At 65.6% G+C, this 11,896-nt stretch carries 13 protein-coding genes, 2 tRNA genes and 1 pseudogene; 7 read left to right on the top strand and 9 right to left on the bottom strand.

Annotation, left to right across the window (positions count from 1 at the left end):
* Window positions 1–294: 294 nt before the first annotated feature.
* Window positions 295–993: a hypothetical protein gene (locus J7E87_RS30455; protein ID WP_215097826.1), complete on the top strand. Its 699-nt coding sequence runs from the start codon at window positions 295–297 to the stop codon at window positions 991–993.
* A gap of 167 nt (window positions 994–1,160) precedes the next feature.
* Here J7E87_RS30455 and J7E87_RS30450 read toward each other — a convergent pair.
* A tRNA-Ser gene (locus tag J7E87_RS30450) sits at window positions 1,161–1,250 on the bottom strand.
* Between the two features lie 332 nt (window positions 1,251–1,582).
* Between J7E87_RS30450 and J7E87_RS30445 the strand changes: the two genes are divergently transcribed.
* Window positions 1,583–2,776 (top strand): epoxide hydrolase family protein, encoded by a 1,194-nt coding sequence (locus tag J7E87_RS30445; RefSeq protein ID WP_215097825.1) that lies wholly within the window; start codon window positions 1,583–1,585, stop codon window positions 2,774–2,776.
* Window positions 2,777–3,432: 656 nt separating this feature from the next.
* Here the strand turns inward: J7E87_RS30445 and J7E87_RS30440 are convergent.
* On the bottom strand, window positions 3,433–3,708 hold the full coding sequence (locus J7E87_RS30440; RefSeq protein ID WP_215097824.1) for a hypothetical protein: 276 nt from the start codon (window positions 3,706–3,708) through the stop codon (window positions 3,433–3,435).
* A 583-nt stretch (window positions 3,709–4,291) separates the two neighbouring features.
* Window positions 4,292–4,798: a hypothetical protein gene (locus tag J7E87_RS30435; protein ID WP_215097823.1), complete on the bottom strand. Its 507-nt coding sequence runs from the start codon at window positions 4,796–4,798 to the stop codon at window positions 4,292–4,294.
* Between the two features lie 175 nt (window positions 4,799–4,973).
* Here J7E87_RS30435 and J7E87_RS30430 point away from each other — a divergent pair, with 175 nt between their 5' ends.
* Complete coding sequence (locus J7E87_RS30430) at window positions 4,974–5,471, top strand: tyrosine-type recombinase/integrase (protein WP_215097822.1); 498 nt, start codon at window positions 4,974–4,976, stop codon at window positions 5,469–5,471.
* Window positions 5,472–5,493: 22 nt separating this feature from the next.
* Here J7E87_RS30430 and J7E87_RS30425 read toward each other — a convergent pair whose 3' ends face one another.
* Complete coding sequence (locus J7E87_RS30425; RefSeq protein ID WP_215097821.1) at window positions 5,494–5,928, bottom strand: VOC family protein; 435 nt, start codon at window positions 5,926–5,928, stop codon at window positions 5,494–5,496.
* Between the two features lie 450 nt (window positions 5,929–6,378).
* The gene (locus tag J7E87_RS30420) at window positions 6,379–6,945 is read right to left on the bottom strand and encodes a dihydrofolate reductase family protein (protein WP_215097820.1); all 567 of its coding nucleotides are present in this window, start codon (window positions 6,943–6,945) and stop codon (window positions 6,379–6,381) included.
* A 1,473-nt stretch (window positions 6,946–8,418) separates the two neighbouring features.
* Between J7E87_RS30420 and J7E87_RS30415 the strand changes: the two genes are divergently transcribed.
* Both J7E87_RS30415 and J7E87_RS30410 read left to right on the top strand, forming a co-directional pair.
* Window positions 8,419–8,805, top strand: coding sequence for a CPCC family cysteine-rich protein (locus J7E87_RS30415; protein ID WP_308313132.1), 387 nt, complete (start codon window positions 8,419–8,421; stop codon window positions 8,803–8,805).
* Window positions 8,806–8,905: 100 nt separating this feature from the next.
* Window positions 8,906–9,003 (top strand) — tRNA-OTHER (locus J7E87_RS30410).
* Between the two features lie 152 nt (window positions 9,004–9,155).
* Here the strand turns inward: J7E87_RS30410 and J7E87_RS30405 are convergent.
* Window positions 9,156–9,668: a DUF6584 family protein gene (locus J7E87_RS30405; protein WP_215097819.1), complete on the bottom strand. Its 513-nt coding sequence runs from the start codon at window positions 9,666–9,668 to the stop codon at window positions 9,156–9,158.
* A gap of 389 nt (window positions 9,669–10,057) precedes the next feature.
* On the opposite strand from J7E87_RS30405, the gene J7E87_RS30400 reads away from it, so the two are divergent.
* Complete coding sequence (locus J7E87_RS30400) at window positions 10,058–10,597, top strand: GNAT family N-acetyltransferase (RefSeq protein ID WP_215097818.1); 540 nt, start codon at window positions 10,058–10,060, stop codon at window positions 10,595–10,597.
* A gap of 22 nt (window positions 10,598–10,619) precedes the next feature.
* Here the strand turns inward: J7E87_RS30400 and J7E87_RS35640 are convergent.
* Window positions 10,620–10,730: pseudogene (locus tag J7E87_RS35640) on the bottom strand (IS630 family transposase); the annotation flags it as partial.
* A 1-nt stretch (window position 10,731) separates the two neighbouring features.
* On the opposite strand from J7E87_RS35640, the gene J7E87_RS30395 reads away from it, so the two are divergent.
* Window positions 10,732–10,938, top strand: a complete 207-nt coding sequence (locus J7E87_RS30395) for a hypothetical protein (protein WP_215097817.1) — start codon at window positions 10,732–10,734, stop codon at window positions 10,936–10,938.
* Window positions 10,939–11,029: 91 nt separating this feature from the next.
* On the opposite strand, the gene J7E87_RS30390 is transcribed toward J7E87_RS30395, so the two are convergent.
* Together J7E87_RS30390 and J7E87_RS35635 are read right to left on the bottom strand one after the other, a co-directional pair.
* Window positions 11,030–11,647 carry an SMI1/KNR4 family protein gene (locus J7E87_RS30390; RefSeq protein WP_251018227.1) on the bottom strand — a complete coding sequence of 206 codons (618 nt, stop codon included), beginning with the start codon at window positions 11,645–11,647 and terminating at the stop codon, window positions 11,030–11,032.
* Between the two features lie 29 nt (window positions 11,648–11,676).
* Window positions 11,677–11,856, bottom strand: coding sequence for a hypothetical protein (locus J7E87_RS35635; protein WP_251018226.1), 180 nt, complete (start codon window positions 11,854–11,856; stop codon window positions 11,677–11,679).
* Window positions 11,857–11,896: the final 40 nt, after the last annotated feature.

The following is an 11,896-nucleotide window of genomic DNA, read 5'->3' as shown; positions in this document are numbered from 1 at the left end:
AACTTCCCGGTCTTGGGCTTTAGGCAGCCACCATGGGGCGAGCCTCTAAGATCACGGCCCCAGATCGGGCTATTGCGGGCAGGCGAGGTGCTGCCCGATTCGCGGCCAGCGTAAGGGGCCATGATCTCTCGCCCCATGGCAGCTCCCGCCCAAAGCCGCTCCACCGACCTCAGTGGTAGTTGGCGCCCGAACCGGCCGCTGGCCAAGAAGGGAAGCCGAGATTCGGGGTGGCCTGCGGTTTCCGAATGCGGTTAGGTTGCCACATCAAGTGATCATCGACCTGGGGGAGTTGACGTGAAGGCGGCCATACGGAGCCTCGCGCTGTCAGCGCTACTGGTAGCAGGACTGACCGGGTGCGTCGGAGAAACCACCGACGCCTCGTCGAGCGGCGGACAGACCGAGCGACAAAACGGCGACTCACTGGAAGGGCACGAAGACGATACTCAGGTCACCTTGTCTGCGGAACAGTTGCGCGTAGCGCTGCCAAGCGACGGCAGCCTTCCCGCGGGCTGGATCGGTGGGTTCAGAAGCAAGTCCCGTGTAGAGGTCGGGCCGGAGGCGGCGGACGAGTGCGGCGGCGACACCGGCACGAGCTGTGCCGGCCTGACGGCCGTGGGGAAGCGCCGTATCGAAACCCCGGAGGACCTACCTGCGGGCGACCGCGGCGCGTCCGTTCACTTCACGGTCTACGCCTTCGGCTCTGTCGAGGATGCACGCGTCGCCATGAAGGGTCTGGTGAAGACGGTGCACGCCGGGACCGAAGGGCAAATCCCGACGAGTCCACTGAAGATCTCGGCGGGTGCTGACGAGACCGATGCGTTCTCGCAGGGGGACGCTGGCGACTACTCCACCGACGTGATGCTGCGTGTCGGTGCGACAGTCGTCCGCTTGTGGGGCTCGGACCTCAAGGCGACTGAAGACATGCAGGTGCTTGCCAAGTACCAAGTCGATCGACTGGTAAAGACAGCCGAAGGGAAGAACCCCGACGCCTGAAGTCATGACGCTCCAGGGCCGTCCAGGATGGCTTCCAAGCAGCGGTCAAGCGGCCGTGCCCTTCCCGTGCCCGTCCGGTCGGGAAACAGCGGGGAACAGCGGTCGCTGGCGGACAACGCTCATGAGAACGGCCCCTGACCAAGTTGCCTGGTCAGGGGCCGTTCACCTGCGGTGGGTGTGGGATTTGAACCCACGGTGACATCGCTGCCACGACGGTTTTCAAGACCGCTATGCCCCCAGTGCCCACAGCAGACCGCTGCCCAATCGCCAGCCCCGGTGTGGACTGCGTCCCCAGGCCGCCGCGCCAGAATTAGTCTCCGACCGTAGTCGCAGCGTCGGCGACGTGGGGCGCATGGCCTAGATAGCAGGAATGCTGATCGTCCTCTCGCCGGCAGACCCGCCATCTGTCTACCGCTCCGAGATGCGTCACCCGGATGGCCTACTAGGCTGGTGCATAACGCGCAGGCTGCTTTAGGCGATGATCCAGTCGCGATGGTTGTTGCGGGAGGGAAGGTAGCGCCCTGCCGTTCGCACAGACGGTGGGAACTGCGTCGCGGCCTGATTCGGGCGAGCGACCAGGGAGACCCACATGACTGCCACATCAGAAGCTACAGAGATCCGACCGTTCTCCTTCGAGTTTTCGGACGCCGATCTCCACAATCTCAAACAGCGCATCGAGGCGACGCGCTGGCCCGAAAAGGAGACAGTTTCGGACCAGTCGCAGGGCACGCAACTCTCAACAGTTCAGGCCCTTGCCCACTATTGGGCGTCAGAATACGACTGGCGCAAGGTCGAGGCGAAGCTGAAGGCTCTGCCGAACTTCATCACGGAGATCGACGGGCTGGACATTCACTTTATCCACGTCCGCTCCCAGCACGAGAACGCCCTGCCGCTGATCGTCACGCACGGTTGGCCCGGCTCGATTGTCGAGCAGCTGAAGATCATCGAACCGCTCACAAACCCCACCGCCCACGGCGGCAGCGCATCGGAGGCCTTCGATGTGGTGGTCCCGTCGATCCCCGGCTACGGGTTCTCGGGCAAGCCCACCGAGAAGGGCTGGGGTCCTGAGCGCATCGCGCGAGCCTGGACCGAGCTGATGAAGCGCCTGGGATACACGCGGTTCGTCGCGCAGGGCGGTGACTGGGGCGCGCTCATCACCGAGACGATGGCGCTTCAGAAGCCCCCGGAACTGCTCGGCATCCACGTCAACATGCCCGCTGAGGTCCCGCCGGCGGTGGAAGTAGCGATCCTGACGGGCAACCCCGTGCCGGAGGCCGACTACTCCGAGGAGGAACAGCGGGCGATCGAGCAACTGCAGTTCTTCTATCAGCACGTGTACTACGCGCTGGAGATGGCCACACGGCCGCAGAGCCTCACCGGCCTGGCGGACTCGCCCGTGGGCCTTGCGGCATTCATGCTCGACCACGACGCGAAGAGCCTGGGGCTGATCTCGCGGGTCTTCAACGGCGTGGAAGAGGGCCTGACCCGCGATGACGTCCTGGACAACGTCACCCTGTTCTGGCTGACCAACACCGCGGTGTCCGCCGCCCGCCTGTACGGCGAGAACACCTCGCAGTTCTTCTCAGCCAAGGGCATAACCATCCCGGTCGCGGTCAGCGTGTTCCCGGACGAACTGCACCAGGCCCCCCGCAGCTGGACCGAGCAGGCCTACCCCAACCTCATCCACTACAACCAGTTGCCCAAGGGCGGCCACTTCGCCGCCTGGGAGCAGCCTGAACTGCTGGTGGACGAGCTGCGCACAGGTTTCCGCTCCCTCCGCTAGATGTCTGCTGATCGGCCGCACCTGCGCTCGCTCGCCGACGGCGGAGGACTCGTAGCGATCAATGTTCGCGCGACCGCCGAGCGATTGCAGCCATGTCCTACGCCTATCGATCTTGGCCAGGCAGCGTCACCACGTGCAGGGTGTTCGGCGCCGTCTTCATGATCGCTGGTCTAGGGGTGCTCGGCTCTGCGGTCTTCTAAACAAGCACTGACGTACAGCAGCGAAGTACCGCAACCGCAGCAACCGCACTCGTCCGGTAGCGACCCTAAGGGACCTCGAAGCGACCTGTATGACCGTCGCTGACCGATCCGGCTAGAGCTACCAGGTAGACGGTGACTTCGTTCATTTCTACCGGGGCACCGACCGCGTACTCACCCTGCGGAAGGCGAACGTTCAGGAGATCGAACGCCAGTAGGTCACCCCGTGTGCCCGCTGCTTGCTCGATCGAGTGGCGTTCGACGGGGAACAGCGGGGAATGTCGGGGAACGACTGTCGAACGCGCAGGTCAATGACCACCAGGTCAGTGGCCACCCGCATACGGGATCTTCCAAACTGGTGATGTACAGCAGCGAGGTGCAGCAACCACCGCGCCCGCAGCCGACCGCTACCAGCCTCGACAGGCCGACGATGCCCCCGTAGACCACAACGGTTTCGGCCTATATCGCCCAGGTTTCAAAAAGGCCTGACTCCCTCCCGAGGAAGAGCGCTGCCGAAGTAGGAACCAGCAAGCAAATGCCGATGCCGCCAAGCACATATGGTGCCGCTGGCGTCGCCTTCGGGAAGTGGCCATCGGCTCGACGCTTGCGCGCAATAGCGAAGCGCCGGATAAACAGAGCGGCACTCAACATGAGCAGGAACGCGCCGACAATCTGCAGCGCCATCAAGCCGCATTCAATAAGGAAAAGGGCCAGGTACGAGAGCAGCACCCCCACGACTACCCTCACTTACTCAGATTTCGGCATTAATCAAGAATCCGGTCGGCTTTCATTGCCGTCGGCTGCAACCACGCGCAAGGCGGACAATAGGATCATGGCCTGGACTGCGTCAACCCGTGCAGCTGAACGCGTGCCCGATGCGTGCCCGACCGGTTGGTAAGTCACGGCCATCTACGGGCTCCCCCGCCCTGGACCAGCAACCGCGACAAGCACCACCGCAGCAGATCAAGGGCACTTACCCCACTGGTGGCTCTGGTGATGATGAGGCGCACGCCCCCTCCGTACAGCAGTGAAGTACAGCAGCGACAGCGCCCGACAGCGCCCGCCATGAAGTCGACAGCGGCCCGAAAACAGCCGTAATGACTCTGGATGACCGATCCATTCTTAGCTACGGATCAGAAGGTCTCTGACATCCACGGCTGACTTCAACGACGCCGGACCGGGACATACACCAGCGTCCCTGTCCGGCCGTCGTATCAAGCGACGGCCGCAGCCGGAGCAGGCTCGGATCGAACTCCTAAAGCGGGTGTCGCAGGTTCGAATCCTGCCGGGGGCACAGTGTCTGACCAGCGCGTTTACCTCACTGAGGTAGGCGCGCTGATCTTCGTGGCCACGGCATTGGCCACGAATAGGTTCCGTTGTCATGGCGAACACGACATCCAAGCGACGTCTGCGCGGCAGCATCCGGTCCCACGGGGACGGCTTCCAGGTCCGGGTCTATGCCAGCCTCGACCGGCTCACGACGAATGAAATCCGCCTCACCGAGCAAGCCGAAACCTGGCCCGAGGCCGAGAAGATCCGCACCAGACTCCTCAATCAGGTCGACGAGCTGCGCCACCCCAAGACCCGGGTGGCGATGGCGTTCCTGCTCGATCGCCGGCTCGGTGTCGCCGAGCTCGTCGAGACCTCGTACGAGCGGGCCGAGCGCATCATCCGCAACTACGTCAAGCCAACCTTCGGCGGCCTGAAGGCGGGCAAGTTCACGGCCGAGATGCTGGAGCTCTTCTACGCCCGTCTCCGCCCGTGCCAGGAGCAGTGCGAAGGCCGTCGCAACGGTAAGACAGACCCCAAGAAGAAGCAGAAGCACGTCTGCGCGCCGCTCGCGGCGAACTCCGTCCGCAAAATTCGCTTCATCCTGCGGCCCGCGCTCAACCGAGGTCTGCGCTGGGGCTACGTGATGACGAACGTCGCGGCCCTCGCCGAGCCGCCGTTCCCGGCCTCAGCCGAACCCGGACCCTCCCACCCCGGAGGAGGCCGCTCTCGTGCTCAACGCGGCTTGGCAGCAGGATCTGGACTGGGGTGCCTTCTTGTTCATGACGATGGTCACCGGGTCGCGTCGAGGCGAGATGTGCGCCTTGCGCTGGTCGGACATCAGCCTGGACCGCCTCGAACTGTTCGTGAAGCACTCCACCAACGGTCGCCGCATCAAGGACACCAAGACGCACCAGCGCCGCCGACAGGCCATCGACGTGATCACACGCGCCGCCCTGCAGGCCCACCGCGCACGTGCCGAGGAACGCTGCAAGGTCCTCGGCGGAGAGCTCGGCCGCGACGCCTTCGTATTCTCCGGAGCGGCCGACTCATCGCTCCCCCTCAAGCCTCCGAGCGTCAGCCGGCGATATCGCCGCCTCGTGAAGAAGCTGAAGATCCACACACACCGCCTGAAGGACCTGCTCGCGTACAACGACGAGCTAAGAAACCTAGAGAGTGCGCGACCGCTACTCACCGACTTCTTCGGCAGGTTGCTTCGGGCGGTATGACCTTAAAGCCAGCACCCTGCCCTCAATCCAGGCAGAATTCGTTTCCCTCCGGGTCGGTCATCACGATGATCCCCTCGTCCAGGCCATTGGGCTCGAGCCGGTTCAGCCGCTTCGCTCCCAGCTCCTGCAGCCTGGTGGCCTCCTCCTCCAGCGTGGCCATCCGCTCGTCCCCGGTCAGGCCGGGTGCCGCGCGCACATCCAGGTGCAAGCGGTTCTTCGCCGTCTTTCCCTCCGGGACCTTCTGGAAGAACACCCGCGGCCCCTTGCCGTCGGGATCCGTAATGGCCGACCGGTCGTTGTGGTGCTCAGGCGGCACGCCCCACGCCGTCAGCGCAGCCGTCCAGTCGGGGAAGCCCTCGGGCGGCGGCTGGATGCGATAGCCCAGCGCCTGAGCCCAGAACGCCGCCTGCGCGCCCGGATCGGCGCAGTCGTAAGTCACCTGGAATTCCTTGGCCATGCCGCCTCCGACCGCTCGAAACCTGCCCACGTCCTCGCCCCGGTCGCCTCCCGGAACACACCGCCATCCTGGCACCGCCCTCGGACAAGCCGCTCGCCGACCCCGGTGTCAGTCACCCGCCCCCGACCCCACCCCCAGCACCAGCACCAGGACCGGCAACCCCGGCCGCCCCTGCGAAGCCTTCACTCGCCGCCTTCAGCACCCCCTCCGCCACAGTGAGCGCGGCTTGCACCCGCTCGGCCTCCTGCCGTAACCGTGCTACCTATTCCCGGACGGACCCGCTTCTCCCGAGCCTCCAACGGACCGAGCACCGACGGCGCCGGCCAACTCCACAAGCACGACGCGAGCAGGCGAACGACCCCATCTCTCCCGCTGCCGAGCAGAGTTCATGCCCACGCAGCCCGAATCAAACAATCACGTTCGGAAAGCGGATGGCTTCTAAGACACGGCCTATCGCGCCACGCGGTAGCGGAGGTAGACGACTCTCGAGTTGAAGGTGCGGGTCTCGGCGAGTTCGAGATCCACCCGGCGCTCGCGCTGGGGAAAGAACGGAATGCCACCGCCAACCAGCACCGGGTAGACCATGGCCCGGTACTCGTCGATCAGACCCAACGCGGCCGCCTCGGCGGCGAGAGTCGCGCCGCCGATCGCGATGTCGCTCTCCCCCGGCTCGGCTCGCAACCGCTCGATCTCCTCCGCCAGGCCGCCGGAGGCCAGGCGGGCATTGCCCTGCACCGCCGACAGCGTGGTGGAGAACACCACCTTTGGGAGCGGCTTCCAGATCGCGGCCCACTCGAGCATTGAGTCGTCGAGCGATGGATCCTGGTCGGCGGTCTCCCAGTACAGCATCGTCTCGTACAGCCGTCGTCCCAACAGGTGGACGCCGACCTGTCGAATCTCGTCGATCCAGAAGCGAAAGACCCCCTCCTCGTCGGGCGCCGTCCAGTCGAAGTCGCCGTCCGGCCCGACGATGTAGCCGTCAAGTGAGACGCTCATCGAATAGGTCACGCTGCGCATCAGAAGTCCTCCTCGGTAACGGGTTCGACAGTACGACCGCCGGACGCCGCAGGACTCATCGCGGCTCGCGGGATCGCCTGGGCCAAGGCGGTTCCATGGGGATGGTTGCTGTTCATCGCTGTCCAGCTGTATCTGGCGCAAGGTGTCTGGGGAAGGGCTGCCGATGGCAACCGTGTTGCGCAAGGTGCCGTGGCCTTCTTGCTGCTCTTTGTGTCCTGGGTGGCCTGGTACAAGATCCGGTTGGTCGAAGGGTCACGTCATGCAATGGGCGAACCTGGGAGGTCGTGAAGCAGCCCGCCGGCGACATCGCGAGCAGCGCATGCGACAGGGACCTGGGCTGTCCGCGGCCGGAGTGGGCGCACTCCTGCGGCACCGGGGCGTCGGGGCCCGAGCGTGGTTGCATTGCCGCTGTGCGCACGCCGCCGTTGCGCCGATGGGTTGATGGGTTGATGGGTTGATGGGTTGATGCTCTCGGGCATGTCCTCAAGCCGTTCCCACCGCAAACCGAGAATGCCGGAAGGATCCGCACTGATTTACGGTGCGTTACTCGAATCGGTTTGCAAGGAGCACCCATGAGTCCTGAGCACAGGACGAAGTCGACTCTCGGCCCGCTCCCCCCGCGAAAGGGAACGTGGCGCGCTGTCGGCACCACGGCATTGCTGGCCCTCGTGCTGGTGGGGATGGCTAGCCCTGTAGGGGCCGTGGCCCAGGGCTTCGACGCGTCTCCTCGTCACGGCGTGGCAGCCCCGTCGGCCGGAGATGAATGCGCGGCCAGGCCCGGCGAGCCGCACGAGTGGCTGGAGTACCGCAGCCGCGGCGACAAGTGCCGCAAGGGGGCAACGGGTCCGACCGGTCCCGCAGGGCCGACGGGCGCAACGGGTCCCGCAGGGCCGACGGGCGCCACCGGTGCTCCTGGTCTCACCGGGCCGACTGGCGCAACCGGTGCTCCTGGTCTCACAGGGCTTGAGATTGTTTCTGCGCCCTTCACGTGCGAACCGCAAGCGCTCTGTTCAGGGGAGGCAGTCTGTCCCCCCGGGAAGACTCTCACCGGCGGCGGTGTCTTCACTGTGCAGTGGTCCGGCCCTGCCCCCTACGTCGTGTCAAGCGGTTCGTCGACAAGCACCCGATGGTTCGCGCAAATCCAAAACAATTCTCCGGAGGGGACGTTCGAGTCCGAACATATCGCCCAGGCGATCTACGCGGACGTGGACGGCTAAGGCGAGGGCCCCGGCGCTAACCGGGCCGGCTGCCGGCCTCGCGCTGCGTGTCCTTCACCTCAGCTGCGTGCCCGACGCGCGCCCGATCAGTCGGGGACGAGAGGGGAGCCATGGAGAACCGGGTACTACAGCCCTCCCGCGTAGGTAAAGCACCACCCCAGCTCAGCAGGCACCCGCATACGGCGTCTTCCAAACCAGGGCTCTGGCGGCCTGCTGCTCGTCGCTGGGGTCACTGCCGTCGTGGACTGAAATCACCATGCTCCCGATAGGCCAAGTCCATACCCTCTGCGACATGGCCTCTGACGAATCACGCTCGTTGCCCCGTCGCGCCCGGCTCATGGACGGAGGACCATTCAAGTGCCCGTGCTGCCGGCTCATGACTCTGGAGACATCGGCCAGCTTCGAGATCTGTCCAGAGTGTGGGTGGGAGGACGATGGGCAGGACGATTTCAACGCGGACAAAGTCCTGGGCGGTCCCAACGGGTTGGAGAGCCTGACAGCAGCGCGGGAACGCTACGCGGCGTACATTGCCGAGTCAGCCGATCCTGACAGCGTTACTCGGGGCGGCGAGGGGTCTTGGTGGTCCACCGCCAAATTGGTCATCGAAGACTCAGGCGAGAAACGTCCGAGACAGGCTGAGTAAGCGCGCAGCTGCAGGTCAGGGTCGAACATGTCCGCCAGCCGCAACCGCGCCAGATGAGGCGGGGACTCACGGGGAACCTCGGGTGCCGACGAGTAGCGCAGCCCGCGGATATCGAAGTCGGAATCCTGCAGTCAGGCCTCAACTCGCCCCACCTCGCTCCTAAAGCGGGTGTCGCAGGTTCAAATCCTGCCGCGGGTGTCGCAGGTTCAAATCCTGCCGGGGGCGCTGGCGAAATGCCCCCCAGCCGATCAAGGCTGGGGGGCTTTGACAGCCGGATCTGACTGTGAGGATGTCGATGGCGGTCGCTCACCGCCGGGGCGCCTCTTGAGCAGCCAGTCACCCGGCGGTGTTCACAACCAGCTGATCACGGTGCTGATGCCGATGCACATGAGCGCGAGGCAGACGATCAAGCCCACCATGCATCCCAGTCCGAAGAGCACGTTATGGAAGGATCCCGGCTCGGTGGGTTCGTCAGCCCCGGAGCCCACCTGGTCCCAGTCCATCGGTTTCCCCGCGGACTGTGATGCAGCGAGGCGCAACGCAGCCAGTTGCGCACGAGCGAAGGGAGTCTTCGCTGCCGCTTCCGAGCCACGCCAAGCCAGTGCCCGCATACGGTCGACCGGGTGTCGGTAATGGGCTTCGAAGGCCGCCACCTCCTCGGGAGAGCGCCGGCCGTCGAGGTAGCTCCAGCGGCCGGCTTGCACCGACTCCCCGAACAGGCGATAGACGTTCGCGAGCCTGACGCGAAGGGAGAGGTCTGCAGGGAAAGAGGACACCAACCCACGCAAACGCTGCCGTGCCAAAGGAAGGCGGCCCGCCGCAAGGTCGGTGTCCACCTTGGCCAAGGTGTTCTCGATAGTCACGATTGGCCATGATCGCTTCCGACCACGGCGCGCGCCAGCGGTTTGCCGTGCAGGCCTCGCGATGGCAGTACAGCAGCGGAGCACAGCAACCACGCTGACCGTCGTCGACCCCCAACGCGCGGGTGCTGTCCGGCTGGAGGACGTAGACGGCGGCCTGGAAGCGGCCGTCCTTGCGCTTGGTGATGGTGCCCGCGCCGTTGGGGTTGCGCTTGCGCTGTGAGGCCATCAGGCCGCCGCCTCGATCTCGTGGGTGATGAAGTCCCGTACGGCGTCGGCGGGTACGCGTCGTGCCCGCCCGATGGTGCTGGAAGTCAGGCGGCGGGACCGGAAGAGGTCGTAGACGGTGAAAGATATTGCATCGAGGCCAGAGCTCACGTTGGCTGGGCAGCATGGCTGAACTGCGTACCGATCGCCTCACCCTCCGTCGATGGCGTGACTCCGACCTTGAACCATGGGCGGCGATGAATGCCGATGCCGAGGTTCGGGAGCACTTGGGCGACCTGCTTACCCGCGAACAGAGCGATGCCTCCGTGGCGCAGTTCCAGGCCGAGTTCGACCAGCGAGGCTACGGGTGGTGGGCAGTTGAGGTGCAGGCCACGGGTGAGTTCATCGGCTTCGCGGGCTTGGATCAGGTGGATGACGACATGCCGTTCACAGGAGTGGAGATCGGCTGGCGGCTCGCCCGCTCGGCCTGGGGCCAGGGCTACGCCACCGAGGCCGCGCTGACAGTGCTGGCCTACGGCTTCGACACTCTTGAACTTCCCGAGATCCTTGCCGTGACAACGGCCACCAACCTCCGCTCACAGGCGGTGATGCACCGAATCGGCATGACACGGGACCCGGCCGACGACTTCGACGACCCCACCGCGCCCGAAGGGCCACTGCGTCCGAACGTGCTGTACCGCATCGCCCGGGGTGCGAGGATCTGACGTTCTCCGCTGGGGCGCCTGGTCAGGCTGCGGGTGCGAGGGGGCGTCCGCCCCCCCAGCGGATGCCCTTCTCGCTGCGGATGCGGGCGCGTTACTTGCGCTGAGCGGCGAGCACGTCGGGGCGGCGGGCGCTGGTGACAGATCTGCTGACCGCGCAGGCTCGGATTCCCGACGCGAGCACCACCCGCGCCACCTCGATCAATCCGACCTCGCCGCCTGCCGACACCCACCGGGCGGCCGACGCCGGGGCAGTCCGCGGTTCCGGTCGTGGTTCGGACTCGGGCGTCGTCACCACCGAGGCGAGGCCGGGCGGTCCGGCTCTGATGCAGTCGTGGCTCTGAGCGCAACGAGTAGACGGCAACCCCGGAGGCGCAGCGCCAGCCGCGGGCTTTCACGAAGCGGACTGTCCAAGGCTTGATCGAAAACGCGAGGCTAGAAAGGAAGGGCATCGACTTCCGCCGACTCGGTATACCCAAGGACCCACCGCCCGGGGACAACGTCGCAGATCGACTCCAAGTCGGCCCGGGTCCGGCCCCGGGCGTGCAGCCAGCTATGGACACCAATGCCGTCCTGGCGCAGTAGTTTTCCGGGTGCGGAGAACCAGCGCGAGTCCTTCAGGCCCACCCACATCGGGTAGTCGGGTAGAGCGACTCGTTGGAAGCGCCTGGGCACCGTGTCGAGCAAGTCCGAGGGCAGCTCGCATGCGTTGTAGAGCCGCCCGTCGTCGCCGAACAACGTCTCACTCAGCACCAGCTCGACGCAGGCCAGAGATACCCGGTCCAGGAACGGCTCCCACCCATGTCGGGACTGGACGAACACCGGCGGATCGTCCTGATCGAGATCGCTCAGGCGCACGCCCCAGAAGGCACAGCCCTGATTCTCGCTGCGGAAGACCAGGACACCGCCGAACTCGTCATGCACGAACAACTCGGAAGCCGGCAGCAGGGGGTCCTGGTTGCCGGTCAGGTCAGGCCGTGCGCCGAGGAGCTCGTAGACCTCGCGCAACGCGAGCGGCAAGGAGCAGCCGAGAGCCGCCTCGGCCTGCTGCAACTCCTCAGCCGACGGGCCGTCGCTGCCCGTCAGCGCTTGGCCCAAGCGGCGGCGAACTCACGGACGAACGCCCATGCCCGCTCTCGGCCAGGGATTCCCCCCTGCAATGCTCGGGCCACATCGAACTCTTCAGCCATGCCGTGGACCGTACTCGCAACGCAGGTCGTGCCGCCGATGAACGATGACTCCGAAGACTCCGGCATCTTCATCGGCCCTCCTGAGCGCCCTTTCTCGCCACCGGGCGGGGCG

The sequence above is a fragment of the Streptomyces sp. ISL-1 genome (assembly GCF_018614585.1).
GTDB classification, from domain to species: domain Bacteria; phylum Actinomycetota; class Actinomycetes; order Streptomycetales; family Streptomycetaceae; genus Streptomyces; species Streptomyces maoxianensis.
This window is presented reverse-complemented; position numbering and strand designations above follow the sequence as displayed.

Coding starts and splice junctions, on each gene's coding strand:
- J7E87_RS30445 (WP_215097825.1), top strand. CDS start 1,583: ATGACTGCCACATCAGAAGCTACAGAGATCCGACCGTTCTCCTTCGAG.
- J7E87_RS30425 (WP_215097821.1), bottom strand. CDS start 5,928: ATGGCCAAGGAATTCCAGGTGACTTACGACTGCGCCGATCCGGGCGCG.
- J7E87_RS30420 (WP_215097820.1), bottom strand. CDS start 6,945: ATGCGCAGCGTGACCTATTCGATGAGCGTCTCACTTGACGGCTACATC.
- J7E87_RS30415 (WP_308313132.1), top strand. CDS start 8,419: ATGCTCCCGATAGGCCAAGTCCATACCCTCTGCGACATGGCCTCTGAC.
- J7E87_RS30400 (WP_215097818.1), top strand. CDS start 10,058: ATGGCTGAACTGCGTACCGATCGCCTCACCCTCCGTCGATGGCGTGAC.
- J7E87_RS35635 (WP_251018226.1), bottom strand. CDS start 11,856: ATGAAGATGCCGGAGTCTTCGGAGTCATCGTTCATCGGCGGCACGACC.